Origin of the sequence: Herbaspirillum lusitanum (genome assembly GCF_046025995.1) — a bacterium.
Classification (GTDB): Bacteria; Pseudomonadota; Gammaproteobacteria; order Burkholderiales; family Burkholderiaceae_D; genus Herbaspirillum; species Herbaspirillum lusitanum_A.
On record NZ_JAQQFM010000003.1, the window covers coordinates 106,521 to 122,853 of the forward strand.

The 16,333-nt window shown below is 61.2% G+C and carries 15 protein-coding genes; 5 read left to right on the forward strand and 10 right to left on the reverse strand.

Annotation, left to right across the window (positions count from 1 at the left end):
- The first annotated feature begins 34 nt into the window (after window positions 1-34).
- The 5 genes from PQR62_RS06360 to PQR62_RS06380 all read left to right on the forward strand — a co-directional run bounded on the left by PQR62_RS06360 (window position 35) and on the right by PQR62_RS06380 (window position 3,725).
- Window positions 35-1,180 carry a penicillin-binding protein activator gene (locus PQR62_RS06360; protein WP_408155942.1) on the forward strand — a complete coding sequence of 382 codons (1,146 nt, stop codon included), beginning with the start codon at window positions 35-37 and terminating at the stop codon, window positions 1,178-1,180.
- A 24-nt stretch (window positions 1,181-1,204) separates the two neighbouring features.
- Complete coding sequence (locus tag PQR62_RS06365; RefSeq protein ID WP_408155944.1) at window positions 1,205-1,600, forward strand: YraN family protein; 396 nt, start codon at window positions 1,205-1,207, stop codon at window positions 1,598-1,600.
- A gap of 146 nt (window positions 1,601-1,746) precedes the next feature.
- The gene (locus PQR62_RS06370) at window positions 1,747-2,343 is read left to right on the forward strand and encodes a phosphoheptose isomerase (RefSeq protein WP_408156848.1); all 597 of its coding nucleotides are present in this window, start codon (window positions 1,747-1,749) and stop codon (window positions 2,341-2,343) included.
- Window positions 2,336-2,995, forward strand: a complete 660-nt coding sequence (locus PQR62_RS06375; RefSeq protein WP_408155946.1) for a BON domain-containing protein — start codon at window positions 2,336-2,338, stop codon at window positions 2,993-2,995. Before PQR62_RS06370 ends, PQR62_RS06375 begins: the two co-directional genes overlap by 8 nt.
- A gap of 196 nt (window positions 2,996-3,191) precedes the next feature.
- Window positions 3,192-3,725: a peroxiredoxin family protein gene (locus PQR62_RS06380; RefSeq protein WP_408155948.1), complete on the forward strand. Its 534-nt coding sequence runs from the start codon at window positions 3,192-3,194 to the stop codon at window positions 3,723-3,725.
- Between the two features lie 79 nt (window positions 3,726-3,804).
- On the opposite strand, the gene PQR62_RS06385 is transcribed toward PQR62_RS06380, so the two are convergent.
- From PQR62_RS06385 to aptA, 10 genes are all read right to left on the reverse strand, one after another.
- Window positions 3,805-4,743, reverse strand: a complete 939-nt coding sequence (locus tag PQR62_RS06385; RefSeq protein WP_408155951.1) for a DMT family transporter — start codon at window positions 4,741-4,743, stop codon at window positions 3,805-3,807.
- A 110-nt stretch (window positions 4,744-4,853) separates the two neighbouring features.
- A complete protein-coding gene (locus PQR62_RS06390; protein ID WP_408155954.1) occupies window positions 4,854-6,347 on the reverse strand; it encodes a M81 family metallopeptidase in 1,494 nt (497 codons plus the stop codon).
- 17 nt (window positions 6,348-6,364) lie between these two features.
- Complete coding sequence (locus PQR62_RS06395; RefSeq protein WP_408155957.1) at window positions 6,365-7,633, reverse strand: Zn-dependent hydrolase; 1,269 nt, start codon at window positions 7,631-7,633, stop codon at window positions 6,365-6,367.
- Between the two features lie 135 nt (window positions 7,634-7,768).
- On the reverse strand, window positions 7,769-8,473 hold the full coding sequence (locus PQR62_RS06400) for an ABC transporter ATP-binding protein (RefSeq protein ID WP_408155959.1): 705 nt from the start codon (window positions 8,471-8,473) through the stop codon (window positions 7,769-7,771).
- Window positions 8,470-9,267, reverse strand: coding sequence for an ABC transporter ATP-binding protein (locus PQR62_RS06405; protein ID WP_408155962.1), 798 nt, complete (start codon window positions 9,265-9,267; stop codon window positions 8,470-8,472). Before PQR62_RS06405 ends, PQR62_RS06400 begins: the two co-directional genes overlap by 4 nt.
- Complete coding sequence (locus tag PQR62_RS06410; protein WP_408155964.1) at window positions 9,267-10,256, reverse strand: branched-chain amino acid ABC transporter permease; 990 nt, start codon at window positions 10,254-10,256, stop codon at window positions 9,267-9,269. The genes PQR62_RS06405 and PQR62_RS06410 overlap by 1 nt, the downstream gene beginning before the upstream one ends.
- An 8-nt stretch (window positions 10,257-10,264) precedes the next feature.
- A complete protein-coding gene (locus tag PQR62_RS06415) occupies window positions 10,265-11,125 on the reverse strand; it encodes a branched-chain amino acid ABC transporter permease (protein WP_408155966.1) in 861 nt (286 codons plus the stop codon).
- Window positions 11,126-11,331: 206 nt separating this feature from the next.
- On the reverse strand, window positions 11,332-12,525 hold the full coding sequence (locus PQR62_RS06420) for an ABC transporter substrate-binding protein (RefSeq protein ID WP_408155969.1): 1,194 nt from the start codon (window positions 12,523-12,525) through the stop codon (window positions 11,332-11,334).
- 820 nt (window positions 12,526-13,345) lie between these two features.
- Window positions 13,346-14,839, reverse strand: a complete 1,494-nt coding sequence (locus PQR62_RS06425; protein ID WP_408155972.1) for a CoA-acylating methylmalonate-semialdehyde dehydrogenase — start codon at window positions 14,837-14,839, stop codon at window positions 13,346-13,348.
- 99 nt (window positions 14,840-14,938) lie between these two features.
- Window positions 14,939-16,258, reverse strand: a complete 1,320-nt coding sequence (aptA, locus tag PQR62_RS06430) for an omega-aminotransferase AptA (protein WP_408155975.1) — start codon at window positions 16,256-16,258, stop codon at window positions 14,939-14,941.
- Between the last annotated feature and the right edge of the window lie 75 nt (window positions 16,259-16,333).

Here is a 16,333-nt window from a genome sequence, read left to right on the forward strand (position 1 = left end):
GGGACGCGGGATGGTTTCGAGATTGGCAAAATGGATGTCGCTGGCTGCCCTGGCGGGCGGGCTGAGCGGATTGTGCGCTCCTGCTTCGGCAAACACAATCGGAACCGATAGTGTACCCGCCAATGACGAGGCTGCTGCACCGGCGGTCGCGCAGGTGCGCATGGTCTTGCTGGTGCCGTCGCGCAGCGGCGTGTTCGGCTCGGCTGCGGATGCGGTGCGCACCGGTTTTCTGACCGCATATTCGCGCCAGAAAGAAAACATCACGCTGGCGGTGGTTGAGACCGGCGACTCCGCCGCCGAGATGCAAAAGGCTTACAACGAAGCCAGCGGCAAGTATGACATTCTGGTCGGCCCGCTGTCGCGCAGCGCGGTGACCGCCATCGCCCAAAGCGGTCAGGTGCAGAAGCCGACCGTGGCGCTGGCCCAGCCCGATCTGGCGGTCGAAAGCGAGGCGCAGTTGCCGCCGCAGATGCTGGCCGCGGGCTTGTCGCTGGAAGACGAAGCGCGCCAGGTCGCCAACTGGGTCGAGCTGGAAAAAGCACCCGGCAAGATCTTTGCGATCTCCACCGGTGTGGCCTGGCAAAAACGCGCCGCGCGCGCTTTCTCGGCACGCGGCCGGCAGCTCGGCATGCAGACCGACAGCCTGGAACTGAATGCCGCCGGCAATGTGCTCAACGCCGCCGGTCTGGCGCAACTGGGCCGCCGCATCGAACAGGAAAAGCCAGCCCTGATCTTCGCCGCGCTGGACGCATCGCAGACGCTGCAATTGCGCAGCGCCATCGGCACCGAGATTCCGATTTACGGCACCTCCCAACTCAATCCCTTCACCCTGAATCGTCAGAACCCCAACGACAAGATGCCTGAGCTGGACGGCGTCAAGCTGATCGATATTCCATGGCTGCTGCAGGCGGAACATCCTGCGGTACAGGCTTATCCGCGCACCGTGATCAATGACAACGAGCGCCCCAACCCGGATCTGGAGCGCCTGTATGCGCTGGGTATCGATGCCTACCGCATCGCGCGCGAGATCGCGGCGCAGCGTTCCGGCTTCGATCTGGATGGCGTCACCGGCCAGCTCAGCGTCAATATTGCTGCGGGCGGCTCCACCTTCTTCCAGCGCAAGGAAACCCAGGCCGTGTATCAGGACGGCGTGGCGGTGCCGATCGCCAATCAGCGTTGATATCCCGAGCGCGAGACCATCGATATGGGCTTGTTCGATATTTTCAATAGAACCGCCGGCGCCGAAGACCGTCGCACCGAACGCCGCCGCAGCGGCGATGCCGCCGAAGACGCGGCGCTGAAGTATCTGACCCGGCAGGGGCTCAAACTGGTGGAACGCAATTTCAGCTGCAAGGGCGGCGAACTCGACCTGATCATGCAGGACGGCAAGAGCCTGGTATTCGTCGAAGTGCGCCGCCGCAGCGGCCAGACTCACGGCGGCGCCGGCGCCAGCGTGACGCGCAGCAAACAGCGGCGGCTGATTATTGCTGCGCAGACATATTTACAGCGTTTTTCAACTCCTCCTGCTTGCCGCTTTGATGTGCTCGCCTTCGAGGGGGATAATATGCAGTGGTTGAAAAACGCGATTGAAGACCAATAACAATAAGCAATGAAGATCAGACGCTGAGCACTTCCTGGGGAGAAAAAGTCGTTCAGGAGGCGCCTCTTCGCTGAAGCAATTTGAAACCATTCTTTACGGTTCGCCCAGAATCTAGCCAGCTCAACTCATCTATAATCGCAAGCACTATGACAAATCAACGCATCCACTCCCATTTTCAGGAAAGCGCAGAGCTCAAGCTCAAGTCCGCAACCGTACTCGAACAGCCCATCGAGCAGGCGATTGAACTTATGTTCACGGCACTGTCGAATGGCAACAAGATTCTTGCCTGCGGCAATGGCGGTTCCGCCGCTGATTGCCAGCATTTTGCCGCCGAGCTGGTCGGGCGTTTCGAACGTGAGCGCCTGCCTCTTCCGGCTCTGGCGCTGACCACCGATACCTCCATCCTGACCGCGGTCGGCAACGATTACAGCTACATGGAAATCTTCTCGAAGCAGGTCCAGGCCTTTGGCCAGGCAGGCGACGTGTTGCTGGCGTTTTCCACCTCCGGCAATTCCGGCAACGTGCTGGCCGCGATTGAAGTTGCGCAGGAGCGCGACATGCGCGTGGTGGCATTGACCGGCAAGGGCGGTGGCAAGATCGGGCAAGTTCTGACAGACGCCGATGTGCATATCTGTGTGCCGCATGACCGTACCGCGCGCATCCAGGAAGTGCATCTGGTGACATTGCATTGTATTTGCGACGGTATCGATGTCGCGCTTTTCGGAGGTGATGTGAATGAGTGATGTGCGATCGGCCTGGAACAGAATGCGACGCCCGCTGGCGACGGTAGCGGTATGCGGCATGTTGGCCATGAGCCTGCAGGGCTGCTTTGCGGTATTTGCCGGCGGTGCGCTGGTGGGTACTTTTGCGGCGACCGACCGCCGCACGCTGGGTGCGCAGACTGAAGACAAGTCTATCGTGGTCAAGGGTGAAACCCAGATCCCCGGCGCGGTTTCCGCCGGTGCGCACATCAACGTCACCAGTTTCAACCGCAAGGTTCTGCTGAGTGGCGAAGTGCCTGACGAAGCATCCAAGGCGGCCGCCGAACGCGAAGCCAAGGGTATCGACAACGTTCAGGGCGTGTACAACGAACTGGCGGTCGAGGCTGCATCGAGCTTCTCTTCGCGCTCCAGCGATACGCTGATCACCAGCAAGGTGCTGGCCAGCCTGGTGGATGCCAAAGACCTGTATTCCAGCGCCTTCAAGGTCACCACCGAGCGCGGCATCGTGTATCTGATGGGGCGCGTCACGCAAACCGAAGGCGCGCGCGCAGCGGCAATTGCCAGCGGCGTCAGCGGCGTGCAAAAGGTTGTGACGCTGTATGAATACATCAGCGAAGAAGAGTTAAAGGAGTATCAGCGCAAGCCGGCCAGCGAAAACAAGTCGACCAGCTGAATCTGAAGCAAAACGAAGTCCGGCGTTTCAGCCTTCTTTCGGCAGTACCAGAAACCGTCGCCTCGTGCGGCGGTTTTTTCATGGCGCGGCGCGATTTGCCCGACGGGCCTATAATTGGCGGCTGATCATCTGGTGATCCCAAATTTCCCAAGGCCTTGCCGCTTGCGGCAATTCCTTTTATTGACGGAGTGCTCACATGCAAGCTAATACTCCCCAGGCGGCCCCATCCGGCAATCGCCTGTGGCTCAAGTTCGGCGGACTGGTGCTGGTCGCGGCAGTGGCCGCCTTTGGCTACCTCAAGGTCAACGCGGCCAATAATGCGCCCGATGTCACCTTCACCAAGCTGGATGGTGAAAAGGTCGCCCTGAAGGATCTGCGCGGCAAGGTCGTGATGGTCAATTTCTGGGCCACCAGCTGTACCACCTGCGTCGGCGAAATGCCGCAGATGATCGAGACCTACAACAAGTACAAGGACCAGGGCCTGGACTTCGTCGCCGTGGCGATGAGCTACGATCCGCCTAACTATGTGCTGAACTACACCGAGACGCGCAAACTGCCGTTCAAGGTCGCGCTCGATCCGCAAGACAAGCTGGCCAATGCCTTCGGCGAAGTCAAGCTGACCCCGACCACCTTCGTGATAGGCAAGGACGGCAACATCATCAAGCGTTATGTCGGCGCACCGCAATTCGCCGAACTGCATCAGCTGCTGGAAAAAGCACTGGCCGCCTGAAGCCGGCATCCGTTTCGTCAAATAAAAACGCCGTTCAGTTTTCTGAACGGCGTTTTGCATTCATGCCTGTGCGAGGCGGCTATCCGCGCTTGAATATCCCGGCCGGCATCAATACGCACAAGGCCGCACAAAAAATCAGTGCAAAGCCGCTCAGATCCGTCATGCCCGGCCGTTCGCCCAGCACCAGCACCGCGCTGCTCACGCCCACCACCGGCACCAGCAAGGTACCCAGCGCCGCGACGCCGGCCGGCAGCAGGGCGATGATGCTGAACCACAGCACATAGGCCAGAGCCATGCCGAACAGGATGTGATAGCCCAGCGCGATCAGCACCCGCTGCGACAGGTGATCCCACTGCGACCAGTGCGGCAGGCCTTCGAAACTGAGTAGCCCGGTCAGCGCCACCAGCGCGCCGATCAGCAATTGCCAGGCAGCGATGCACAGCGGGTCGGAAGTCAGTCTGGCCCACTTCATGTAGACCGTACCTGCGGCCCATGACAGCGCCGCCGCCAGCGCAAACAGCACCCCGTGCGGCAAGCCGCCGCCGATCAGCGGCAGCAGCAGGATCGCCAGACCGCAGGCACCCAGCAGCAAGCCGGCCAGGCGTACCCGATCCAGCCGTTCGCCCAGGGCGATGCGTGCGAACAGCGTGGCCCACAGCGGCATGGAGTAAGTGATGATGGCCACGCGTGAGGTGGCTGCGCCCAGTTGCGCGAAGGTCAGCAGAATATTGAAGGCCGCCACATTGAGCAGTCCCGCCACCGCAATGTGCAGCCGCTCACGTCCCGAGCGTACTGCCAGCTTGCGTCCGCGCATAAGGCCGAGCGCGAACACGGTCAGCGCTGCGGCGCCCAGACCGACTGTGCGCAGACTCCAGGGCGAGACGCCGCTGAGCGCCACTTTCACCGCCGGCCAGTTCAGACCCCAGACCAGGCCGAGTAACAGCAGCATGGCCTTGGCGCCGGCGCTGCGCTGTCCTGCATTCTTGCGGCCGTCGGCGACGGCGGGGGAGCTGGACATGAGTGGGCTCGCTTGTCTCTTGGCGTTCTTATGTTTGTGTACTTGGCGCAGCTGCGCGGGGTTTGCCGTAACAGAATGCTGCTACGGCAAACCCCGCGCAAACTGCATCCTCACCACTCAAGCTGCGCTTCCAGCGGATAGATAGGACGGCGCACCTTGCGGATCGGGAACAGATTCAGATTGGCGCTGGTCGGTCCGCCGCTGTCGGAATCGCACTCCACCAGCCCGCGGCTGATCGGCACGAACACCGGACGGCAATACATGCGCGATTTCAGGATCAGGAAAGACTCCTGCGCCGGATCGAGGCCGAGGCTGGTGAATACGCCCAGGTCATACGGCTCCACACGTTCTTCGGTCACCACGATCCTGGCGGCGCCGATATCGAACAGCACGCTGTTGCCCATCTGGATGGTGGAGCCGGTATAGATCGGCCCCTCCACGCGGAACTTGCCGTCGGTGATTGCCAGCACCTTGCCGGTCAGCAGCGGCGGCGTCTTGCTGATGCCTTGTTGCGTCAGCTGCACCTTGTTGCCGATGGCCAGCGTGACGGTGGCGCCGATGCCGGCCTTGATCAACGCAGCCACCGCTTCCGGGTCGCTGATCGGGCCCACCGCGATGCCGTCGAGGCCGGCTTCCAGCGCCGCCTCCAGCACATCCATGGTGTTACAGGTGCCGCCCGACATCACGTTGTCGCTGTGATCCAGCAACAGCACCGGACCCTGGCCGGCACCCTGGCTGCGCGCTCTGGCCTGGGCCAGAGACTCTTTCAGGGGCAGGCTGTCGTAGACGAAGTCGTCGCGCTCGTTCCACATCTTGCGGGCGATCTGTTCTGCGACGGCATCGGCCAGCGCGGGATTGTTTTCCGCGACCACCACCACCGACATGCCGGCATCGCGAAAGTCGGACAGCGGAAACCCTGCCAGCACCGAGACTGCCAGCACACCATCCTGCGTCTCGGCTTCCTTGGCGGCTTCCACCGCGCGCTGCATGGCGCTGGCCGAGGTGTTGCTGGTCAGCGTGGCCGACAGCAGCGGCAACTGACGCCAGGCGATCACCGGCTGCGATTTCCTTTGCAGCAGATCGACCAGCAGGCGGCCGGCGTGAGCGCCGGTTTCGTACATGTCGATGTGCGGATAGGTCTTGAAGCTGACGATGATGTCGGCATTGGAAACCATCTTCTGCGTCACATTGCCGTGCAGATCGAGCGCCACGCACAGCGGCGTGTCCGGCGCGATCCTGCGTACGCGTTCCAGCAGCGTACCTTCGCCGTCATCGGCGTTCTCGGCCACCATGGCGCCGTGCAGATCCAGCATGATGGCGTCGCAGCCGCCTTCGATGGCGCGCACGATGGCGTCGTTCATCAGCGTGTAGGCATCGGCCGCGACTGCCGCGCTGGGATTGGCCATCGCCGCCAGCGGCGTGACGATTTCTGCGCCCAGCTTTTCAGCGATGTCGAGGAAGGCGCCCATCGCAGTGCGCGCGCCTTTCTGGTCCTTGTAGGCCGCCTCGTCCCATTGCGGCATAAAAGCTTCCAGCGGCGTCGGGATGGGCGAAAAGGTATTGGTCTCGTGATTCAGACGAGCGATGACGATCTTCAGGGGCATGGTGATTCCGTATCGGTTCAGAGATGAGCGCCGGCGCTTGCCAGCATGGCCTGCAACAGCACGTTGCAACCGGCTTCCAGATGTTCCGGCTTGGCGTCTTCGATTTCGTTGTGGCTGACGCCGTCCTTGCACGGCACGAAGATCATGCCGGCCGGCGCCAGGCGCGCGGCGTAGATGGCGTCGTGACCGGCGCCCGAAACCACATCCATGGTCTTGTAGCCGAGTGCGTCGGCGGCGTCGCGCACATTGCCGACGCATTCCGGATGGAAGGGGCAGGGCGGGAAATAGGAAACGCGTTCCAGCTCGATCCTGAGGCCGGTCTTCTGACGCGTCTGCTCAAGGTAAGCCAGCAGATCTTCGTGCATGGTGTTGAGCGTCTCGTCGCTGACATTGCGCAGGTCGATGGAAAACTTCACCTGGCCCGGAATCACGTTGCGGCTGTTCGGCATCACCTGCACCTGGCCTACCGTCCCGCGGCCGTAAGGCGGATAGCGATGGGCGATGGCCACCACCTCCTGCATGATGTAGGTCGATACCTGCAGCGCGTCCTTGCGGATTTCCATCGGCGTCGGGCCGGCGTGCGATTCGAAACCGGTCACCGTGCAGTCGTACCACGACAGGCCGAGCACCGCCGGCACTACGCCGATCACGGTGTCGGCATTTTCCAGCACCGGGCCTTGTTCGATATGCGCTTCGTAGTAGGCGCCGATGGGGTGGTCGCCGCACTTCTGTTCGCCGATGTAGCCGATGCGCGTCAGTTCATCTTTCACGTTCTTGCCGTCGACATCGGTGGCGCCGTAGGCATGTTCCAGCGTAAAGGCGCCGCAGAATACACCCGAGCCCATCATCACCGGCACGAAGCGCGAACCCTCTTCATTGGTCCACACCGCGACCTCGATCGGCGCCTCGGTTTCTATCTTGTGCTGATTCAGCGTGCGGATCACTTCCAGTCCGGACAGCACGCCGTAGTTGCCGTCGAACTTGCCGCCGGTCGGCTGGGTATCGATGTGCGAACCGGTCATCACCGGGGGTAGAGCGTTGTTGCGGCCGGCGCGGCGCATGAAGATGTTGCCGATCTGATCGATTACCACGCTCATGCCTTCCGCCCTGGCCCAGGATGTCACCAGGTCGCGGCCCTGCTTGTCGAGGTCGGTCAGCGCCAGCCGGCATACGCCGCCCTTGGCGGTGCCGCCGATCGCGCCCAGTTCCATCAAAGAATCCCAAAGGCGTTGGCCGTCGATGCGCAGGGCGGCGATGGCGGGAGATTGTGCGTTCTTGGTGTTCATGTCTGACTCCGTTTTCAATAGGCTTGGGGATCAAAAATAGGTCTGAAAAATCAGATCAATTTGAGATGGGGTAAGAAAAAAAATTCTGACCCTTCAACTTCCCTGTTCGTCGGCTTCCCGATGTGAGGCCCGCTATCAGGCAGCAAGATTCACGCCCAGATAGCGATCCTTGACACCGTCGTCCGCCAGAAATTCCTGATTGCTGCCGCTGTAGGCGATGCGTCCCTGCTCCACGATGTAGTGGCGATCCGCCAGCTGGGTGCAGACTTCCAGATTCTGCTCCACCAGAATGATGGACATGCCGGTGGCCTTGATCAGCTTGATCTGGGCCACGATCTCGTCGACTATCACCGGCGCCAGACCTTCCACCGGCTCGTCCAGCATCAGCACCTTGGGATGCGTCATCAGCGCGCGCGCAATCGCCAACATCTGCTGCTCGCCGCCCGACAACTGGCCGCCGCCGTTCTTGCGGCGCTCCTTCAGGCGCGGGAAGATCTTGTACACGTCTTCCAGGCCCCAGGCCGACTCCTTGCGCGCCGCCATGGTCAGGTTTTCTTCCACCGTCAGCAGCTTGAAGATGCCACGATGTTCCGGCACCAGACAGACGCCGCGCGCGGCAATCTTGTGCGGCGGCAGGCCGGCAACATTGTCACCCTGAAACAGTACCTTGCCCTGCGTCGGCGCCACCACGCCGACGATGCTCTTGAGCGTGGTGGTCTTGCCGGCGCCGTTGCGGCCCAGCAGCGTGACTACTTCGCCTTGCGCCACCTGCAGCGAAATGCCCTGCAGGATGTGGCTCTTGCCGTAGTAGCCATGAATGTCTTCGAGCTTGAGGATCATGTGCTTTCCTTTCCGGCATTCGCTGCTTTGCCGCCGGTAATCATGCTGCCCAGATAGGCGCGCCGTACGCGCTCGTCGCTGCGGATTTCGGCCGGTTTGCCCTGCGCCAGAATCTGCCCCTGCTGCATCACCGTGATCTGATCCGAGATATCCATCACGATATCCATGTTGTGCTCGATCAGCACCACCGTGTAGCTGTCGCGCAGGCTATGGATCAGACGCTTCATGTCGCCGATGTCGTCAATGCCCATGCCCGAGGTCGGCTCATCCAGAAAGATCACCTTGGGCTCGCCGGCCATCGCCATGCCGACTTCCAGCCGCCGCTGCTGGCCGTGCGACAACTCGGCGCTCAGCCGCTCGGCCACCGCTTGCAGACTCAGGCGCACCAGCAATTGCTCGGCGATATCGCAGGCGCGGCGCAGCAGTTCGGGGCGCCGCCATGGGTTGAGCGCCTGCGCCGGATGACGGCCCTGGGCCGCCAGCCTGAGGTTTTCGCGCACGCTCAGATTGGGGAACAGACTGGTCACCTGAAACGAGCGCGCCAGGCCTTTCTTGACGCGCTTGTAGCCGGGCAGATGCGAGACTTCCTCGCCTTCCACCAGAATGCTGCCCTCAGTGATCGGCGTGGTGCCGGTCAGCGTGTGAAACAGCGTGGTCTTGCCGGCGCCGTTGGGGCCGATCACCGAATGCACGGTGCCCGGCAGAATGTCCAGCGTGATGCCGTTGACCGCAGTGAATTTACCGTAGCGCTTGGTCACATTGAGTGCGCGCAGGATAGGCGTTGCAGTACTCATCAATGGTTCTCCTTGATCGCAGCGGCCGCGCTTTGATTCTTGCCAGGTTGCAGCTTGCGCAGCAGCGATTGCGCCAGGCCGAACAGACCCTTGTGCATGTACAGGCTGACGCCGATCAGCAGGAAGCCCAGCAGCATCAGCCAGCGCGGCCACAGGCTCGACAGCCAGTTGCCGACCAGCACATAGAACGAAGCGCCCAGCACGGAGGCGAACAGATTGCCGGTGCCGCCGATCACGGTCATGATCAAGATCGATTCGCTGGTGTGGTATTCGATATTGGACAGCGGCGCGACGCCGGTCATCATCGCGTGCAGACCGCCGGCCAGACCGGTGACGGCACCCGAGATCACGAACGCCGCCAGCTTCAGCAGCGTGATGTCATAGCCCACCGCAGAAGCGCGCGCCTCGTTGTCGCGCACCGCCAGCAGCGTGCGGCCCAGCACCGAATCGACCACCCGTTGCAGCAGCCAGAACACCAGCACGAACAGCACCGCGACAAAGGTGTAGTACTGCCACGAGGTCGAGGTCGGCAGCAGCGTCTGGCCGAAGAAGGAGAGGCTGGGGCGTGGAATGTCGAGCAGGCCGTTATCGCCGCCGGTGACATCCTTCATCGTGTACGCGAGAAAGTAAAACATCTGGGCGAAGGCCAGCGTCAGCATCACGAAATAGGTGCCGCGCTGACGAATCGAAAACCAGCCCACCAGCAGCGCCACCAGGGCGCCGATCAGCATGGCGATCAACAAAGACAGCAACAGCGGCGCCTTCAGATGCAGCAAGGCGAGGCCGGTGGCGTAACTGCCGACGCCGAAGAAAATGCCCTGACCGAAGGACATCAGACCGGTGTAGCCGAGCAGCAGGTTGCAACCCAGCGCCGCCAGCGCATAGATCAGTACTTCAGTCGCCAGCGTGCCGGAACTGACACACAGGGGCAGCAAAAGCGCGACCAGCGCGGCCAGCAGCGTGAAGCGGAAATGCACGATATGTTTCATGGGGTCTCCTAGCTGGCGCGGCCGAGCAGGCCGTTGGGACGCAGCAGCATGACCGCCGCCATCGCGATGTAAATCATCAGGTGCGCGCCTTCCGACCACACCGTGCTCATCACGCTCTGCACGATGCCGACCAGAATGCCGCCCACCAGCGCGCCCGAAAAACTGCCGAGGCCGCCGATCACCACCACCACGAAGGCGATGCCCAGCGCTTCCACTCCCATGAAGGGTTCGACGCCGCGGATCGGCGCCGCCAGCGCGCCGGCCAGACCGGCGGTGAAGGCGCCCAGCGCAAACACCAGACTGAAGATGCGATTGATGTTCAGACCGAGCAGCGACACCATCTCGGTCGATTCGCTGCCGGCGCGCACGATGGACCCGAGGCGCGTGCCTTCCAGAATCCACCACAGCAGCAGCGCCATCACCGCAGTGAAAGCGATCACGAACAGACGATACTTGGGATACACGAAACCGCCGGCCATCACCACGCCCTGCAGCACATCCGGCGGCGAAACATTATTGCCCAGCGGCCCCCAGTAAGAGATCACCGCCTCCTGCAGCACCAGCGCCAGGCCGACTGTAAAGAGAATATGGAAGTGATGCGGCAGCGCATAGATGTGGCGCAGCACGAAGCGCTCCACCACCCACGCGAACAAGGCCACCACAAAGGGCGCCACCAGCAGCGACCACCAGAAATTCAGGCCCATCTGACCGAGCTGAAAGCACAGATATGCTCCCAGCAAAAAGAATGCGCCGTGCGAAAAATTGACGAAGCGCAGCAAGCCGAACACGATAGACAAGCCCACCGCCAGCAAGAAATACAACATGCCGATGCCGATGCCGTTCGCGATCTGCAGCAAATAAATATTCATGAAACCTCGTGACTAAAGTCTGTGATAACCACAAGCGGCGAAAGAAAAATTCTCCCGCGCCACCCGAATCGTTCATGGCGCGTAGCGAGGAGCCGTCAGCCGGCAGCGGCCGGAGCGCAGCAACCGAGCGTACTTGGCGTACGCGAGGATTGCGCGCACCGCCCGCTGCCGATTACGGCTTCGCCGTAGCGCCATGAGCGATTCGACTACATTTTGCAGAGGGTCTTGTCGAGCGCCAGGAAGGATTTTCCGGAGGAAATGATGTCGGCGTAATCGTTCTTGTTGGCCATCTTGGACTTGGCCTTGCCCTTGAGCAGGTAGTAGTTCTTGATGACCTGGTGATCACCCTTGCGGATTTCCTCGGTGCCGGTCAGGCCTTCGTACTTCATGCCTTCCATGGCCGCGATGACCGCCTTCGGATCGGTGCTGTTGGCCTTGATGATGGCGTCCAGCATGATCTTGGTACAGATGTAGGAACCGGCCAGGCTGTAGTTGGGATCGATCTTCAGGTTGTCGTTGACCAGCTTGACGAATTCCTTGTTGAACGGCGAATCGATGGCGTGCCAGTATTGCGCGCCGAAGTACACGCCGTCGCAGATGTCGGCGCCCAGGGTCTCGAACTGTTCCAGACCCGAAGCCCAGGCCATCAGAATCGTACAGTTGTTCTTCATGCCGAAGCTGACCGCCTGACGCAGCGTATCCGACGATTGCGAGCCGAAATTGAGCAGCAGCAGCACGTCGGGTTTGGCCGCCATGGCGTTGGTCAGATAGCCGCTGAATTCTTTTTCGGCCAGCGAGTGATAGCTGTTGCCGACGTGCTCGATACCCTTTTCCTTGAAGATGGCCTTGGCCGCGCTTAGCAGGCCGTCGCCGAACACGTATTGCGGCGTGATGGTGTACCAGCGCTTGGCGTTCGGCAGCTTTTCCAGCAGCGGGCGCACGGTCTGTTCGATGGCGCCGAAGGTCGGCACCGACCAGCGGAAGGTGGCGCGATTGCAATCGCTGCCGGTGATTTCATCGGCGCCGGCGGTGGTGATGAAAATGCTGCCGCCTTTCTCCGCTTCCTTGCCCATCGCCAGCGCTTCGCCCGACAGGATGCCGCCGGCGAAAAAGCGCGTGCCCTTTTCCATGGTTTCCTGCATCTTGCGCACGGCGGTGGCCGGCTTGCCTTCAGTGTCCAGCGTGGTGTAGCTCAGATTCTTGCCCAGCACCTTGCCGTATTTCTGCAGCGCCAGCTTCATGCCCATGTCGGCGTATTTGCCGTTGGCGGCGAACGGGCCCGACATCGGCACCGGGCAACCGAAGGAAATCGCATCGGATTGCGCGAACACATCGCTGAAAGACAGGGCGCCAGGTGCGGCAAGTGCGGACAGCTTCAGAAAATCACGACGCTTGATCATATTCACATCTCCAGAAAGGACAGACATTGACAGGATACATCTGGGTAGTTCAACGCAAGTTCCATGCCCATGATGCGTGAATAATCATCGGGGCAATGAGAAGAAAATCGGCTGCGGAATTCGCTGCACGATCCTTGCGGGCAAGACAAATCACGCCGTATTTGCGTAAGCAAAAACAGCCTTGCTGGTGACGGGGATCAATGCCGCATACGCAAGCGAAGCGCCAGGCGTGCAGTCGGCTCTTGCGACATGACGGGACAGATCATGCGGTCTCCTCCTTGTTTAATTTTATGGGCGTCTGTTGCGCCGCTTATTTGCTTCTTCCTCGCTGATTCCGTGATTCAGGAATTGCGCTTTCGCCAGGAATTTCATGCGTTTCCTTGGCCGGGATGCGCGTGCTTCAGTACATCAACAGCACACGCAAACCGATGCGAAATCATAGTCTCATTCCCTTGCTGCGGCTTGATATTTTTTCTTCTGTCCTGCGCTTGCTTTCATCTGATTTCTTGTCGCCGTCGAGGTGCAATTTCTACACTCGACTGCACCATCAGGTTCTGCATCTGCACCAACAACCCGCAGTTCTGTATCAATGCGAAAACCATACAGAATCGTCTATGAGAAATGCGTAAAAAATTTCATGACAAGGCTTCTCATGCTCTGAGAAATATTGCCTGAATGCTGCGCTGAACATCAAGTGAAAATACGTTTTGAAATGCATGCCGGGCGCAGCATCGATGAGACTTCGCGCATGCATTTATGGAGGCCTGAAACAACAAGGGCATGATGGTGTGCATCATGCCCTTGTCTTATCCTGCTGCGCTTATTTCATCTGGGGGAAAGCGAATTCCGCACCGGCGCTGGCAGTATTGGGCCAGCGCTGCATGACGGCTTTGGAACGTGTGTAGAAACGCACGCCTTCCGGACCGTACATGTGGTGATCGCCGAACAGGCTGCGCTTCCATCCGCCGAAGCTGCTGAAGGCCATCGGTACCGGCAGCGGCACGTTGACGCCGACCATGCCGACTTCGATCTGACGGACGAATTCGCGCGCCACGCCACCGTCGCGGGTGTAGACGGCGACGCCGTTGCCGTATTCATGCGCATTGATCAGTTCGACCGCGCTGGCCACATCCGGTGCACGCAAGACACACAGCACCGGGCCGAAAATTTCTTCCTTGTAGATGGTCATTTCCGGCGTCACGTGATCGAACAGGGTGCCGCCGACGAAGAAGCCGTTTTCAAAGCCCTTGACCTTCAGACCGCGACCATCGACTACCAGTTTGGCGCCTTCCTCCACGCCCTTGCCGATCAGGTTTTCGATACGCTCTTTGGCGGCGGCGGTCACCACCGGACCCATTTCCGCGCCTTCGCTCATGCCTTCTCCGATCTTCAGCGTGCGTGCGCGCTCAGCCAGTGCCGCGACCAGCTGGTCGCCGGCAGAGCCGACCGCGACCGCCACCGAAATCGCCATGCAGCGTTCGCCGGCGGAGCCGTAGGCGGCGCCCATCAAGGCATCGACGGCCAGTTGCATATCGGCATCCGGCATCACCACCATGTGATTCTTGGCGCCGCCCAAAGCCTGCACGCGCTTGCCCTTGGCGCTGCCGCGCGCGTAGATGTATTCGGCAATCGGGGTCGAACCGACGAAACTGATGGCCTTGACCTGCGGATGATCGAGCAGGGCATCGACGGTGACCTTGTCGCCCTGGATCACGCTGAACACGCCGTCAGGCAAACCGGCTTCCTTGAGCAGATCGGCGATCAGCAAGGCAGTCGAAGGATCGCGTTCGGATGGCTTCAGAACGAAGCAGTTGCCACAGGCAATCGCAATCGGGAACATCCACATCGGCACCATCGCCGGGAAGTTGAACGGCGTGATGCCGGCCACCACGCCCAGCGCCTGGCGCATCGACCAGGCATCGATGCCGCGTGCGATCTGGTCGGTGTATTCACCCTTGAGCATTTGCGGAATGCCGGCGGCAAATTCGACGATCTCGATGCCGCGCGCCACTTCGCCCTGCGCGTCGGAGAAGGTCTTGCCGTGCTCGCGCGTGATGATGCGCGCGAAGTCGTCGGCACGTTGCTGAATCAGATGCAGAAAACGGAACATCACGCGGGCACGCGTCAGCGGCGGCGTGTTGGACCAGGCCGGGAACGCGGCGACGCCGGCCTTGACCGCAGCGTCGACTTCTTCCGCCGTGCCCAGAGCCACGCGGGCAACCGGCACGCCCAGCGCCGGATTGAACACATCGGCGTAACGGTCGCTGGTAGTGTCGACGCGCTGGCCGCTGATGTAGTGAGTAATCTTTTCCATGTTTCCTTTTAGGTTCCTGTGCTCAGGTTGATGCATTGTGTCTGCTGTGGTGGCCGTCAGCGCGGCGGCACGACGGCCGCCGCATTCGTGGCGGCAAGATCAGGCCAGGTTCTTGAGGACCGCACTCAGTTTGCCGAACAGCTCGTCGATCTGTTGCTTGTTGATGATCAGCGGCGGCGACAGTGCAATGATGTCGCCGGTGACGCGGATCAGCGCGCCGTCGTCGAATGCGCGGGTGAAGGCTTCGTAGGCGCGCGCGCCGACCTTGCCCGGACGCGATTCCAGTTCGATGCCGGCGATCAGGCCGATGGTGCGGATATCGATCACATGCGGCAGACCGCGCAGCGCATGCGCCGCTTCCTGGAAATAGCCGGCCACGCTTTGCGCCTGCTCCAGAATGCCTTCCTGTTCGAAGATGTCCAGCGATGCCAGACCGGCCGCGCAGGCCAGCGGGTGACCGGAATAGGTGTAGCCGTGGAACAGCTCGATGCCGTCGGGGCCGCTCATGAAGGCGTCATGAATTTCAGGTTTGACGAACACGGCGCCCATCGGCACCACGCCATTGGTCAGGCCCTTGGCGGTGGTGAAGATGTCCGGTTCGACATCGAAGTAATCGGACGCGAACGGCGTACCCAGGCGGCCGAAGCCGGTGATCACTTCATCAAAAATCAGCAGGATGCCGTGCTTGGTGCACAGCTCGCGCAGGCGCTTCAGATAGCCCTTGGGCGGAATCAGCACGCCGGTGGAGCCGGCCACCGGCTCGACGATCACTGCGGCGATGTTGGAGGCGTCGTGCAGCGCGACCAGTCGTTCCAGCTCATCGGCCAGATGGGTGCCGTATTCAGGCTCGCCCTTGGTGAAGGCGTTCTTTTCCAGATTGTGGGTGTGCGGCAGGTGATCCACGCCTTGCAGCAGCGCCGAGTTGAAGGTCTTGCGATTGCCGCCGATGCCGCCCACCGACATGCCGCCGAAGCCGACGCCGTGATAGCCGCGCTCGCGGCCGATCAGACGGGTGCGGGTGGCGTTGCCGCGTGCGCGGTGATAGGCCAGCGCAATCTTCAGTGCGGTGTCCACCGCTTCCGAGCCGGAGCCGGTGTAGAACACGTTGGAGAAACGGCCGCCGGTATATTTCTTCAGGCGTTCGGCCAGTTCGAAGGCGCTAGGGTGGCCGAGCTGGAAGGAGGGCGCGTAATCCAGCGTCGCCACCGATTTCTGCACGGCGCTGACGATCTTCGGCTGGGCGTGGCCCAGCGGCACGCACCACAGGCCGGCAGTACCGTCCAGGATCGCATTGCCGGCGTCGTCGCGGTAATACATGCCTTCTGCCGATACCAGCATGCGCGGGCTGGCCTTGAAGTTGCGGTTGGCGGTGTAGGGCATCCAGTAAGCGGAGAGGCCGTCCTTCGGAGTGGTCGTCATCGTGGGCACCATCGGTAAGGGTAAGAGGCGGGACAATTCCCGGGATGGATGATTATTGCGAGACAGCGTCAGTAT

Bases quoted from the DNA above. Each gene is read 5' to 3' on its own strand.
- PQR62_RS06360 (WP_408155942.1), top strand. From the start codon at position 35: ATGTCGCTGGCTGCCCTGGCGGGCGGGCTGAGCGGATTGTGCGCTCCT.
- PQR62_RS06365 (WP_408155944.1), top strand. From the start codon at position 1,205: ATGGGCTTGTTCGATATTTTCAATAGAACCGCCGGCGCCGAAGACCGT.
- PQR62_RS06370 (WP_408156848.1), top strand. From the start codon at position 1,747: ATGACAAATCAACGCATCCACTCCCATTTTCAGGAAAGCGCAGAGCTC.
- PQR62_RS06375 (WP_408155946.1), top strand. From the start codon at position 2,336: ATGAGTGATGTGCGATCGGCCTGGAACAGAATGCGACGCCCGCTGGCG.
- PQR62_RS06380 (WP_408155948.1), top strand. From the start codon at position 3,192: ATGCAAGCTAATACTCCCCAGGCGGCCCCATCCGGCAATCGCCTGTGG.
- PQR62_RS06385 (WP_408155951.1), bottom strand. From the start codon at position 4,743: ATGTCCAGCTCCCCCGCCGTCGCCGACGGCCGCAAGAATGCAGGACAG.
- PQR62_RS06390 (WP_408155954.1), bottom strand. From the start codon at position 6,347: ATGCCCCTGAAGATCGTCATCGCTCGTCTGAATCACGAGACCAATACC.
- PQR62_RS06395 (WP_408155957.1), bottom strand. From the start codon at position 7,633: ATGAACACCAAGAACGCACAATCTCCCGCCATCGCCGCCCTGCGCATC.
- PQR62_RS06400 (WP_408155959.1), bottom strand. From the start codon at position 8,473: ATGATCCTCAAGCTCGAAGACATTCATGGCTACTACGGCAAGAGCCAC.
- PQR62_RS06405 (WP_408155962.1), bottom strand. From the start codon at position 9,267: ATGAGTACTGCAACGCCTATCCTGCGCGCACTCAATGTGACCAAGCGC.
- PQR62_RS06410 (WP_408155964.1), bottom strand. From the start codon at position 10,256: ATGAAACATATCGTGCATTTCCGCTTCACGCTGCTGGCCGCGCTGGTC.
- PQR62_RS06415 (WP_408155966.1), bottom strand. From the start codon at position 11,125: ATGAATATTTATTTGCTGCAGATCGCGAACGGCATCGGCATCGGCATG.
- PQR62_RS06420 (WP_408155969.1), bottom strand. From the start codon at position 12,525: ATGATCAAGCGTCGTGATTTTCTGAAGCTGTCCGCACTTGCCGCACCT.
- PQR62_RS06425 (WP_408155972.1), bottom strand. From the start codon at position 14,839: ATGGAAAAGATTACTCACTACATCAGCGGCCAGCGCGTCGACACTACC.
- aptA (WP_408155975.1), bottom strand. From the start codon at position 16,258: ATGACGACCACTCCGAAGGACGGCCTCTCCGCTTACTGGATGCCCTAC.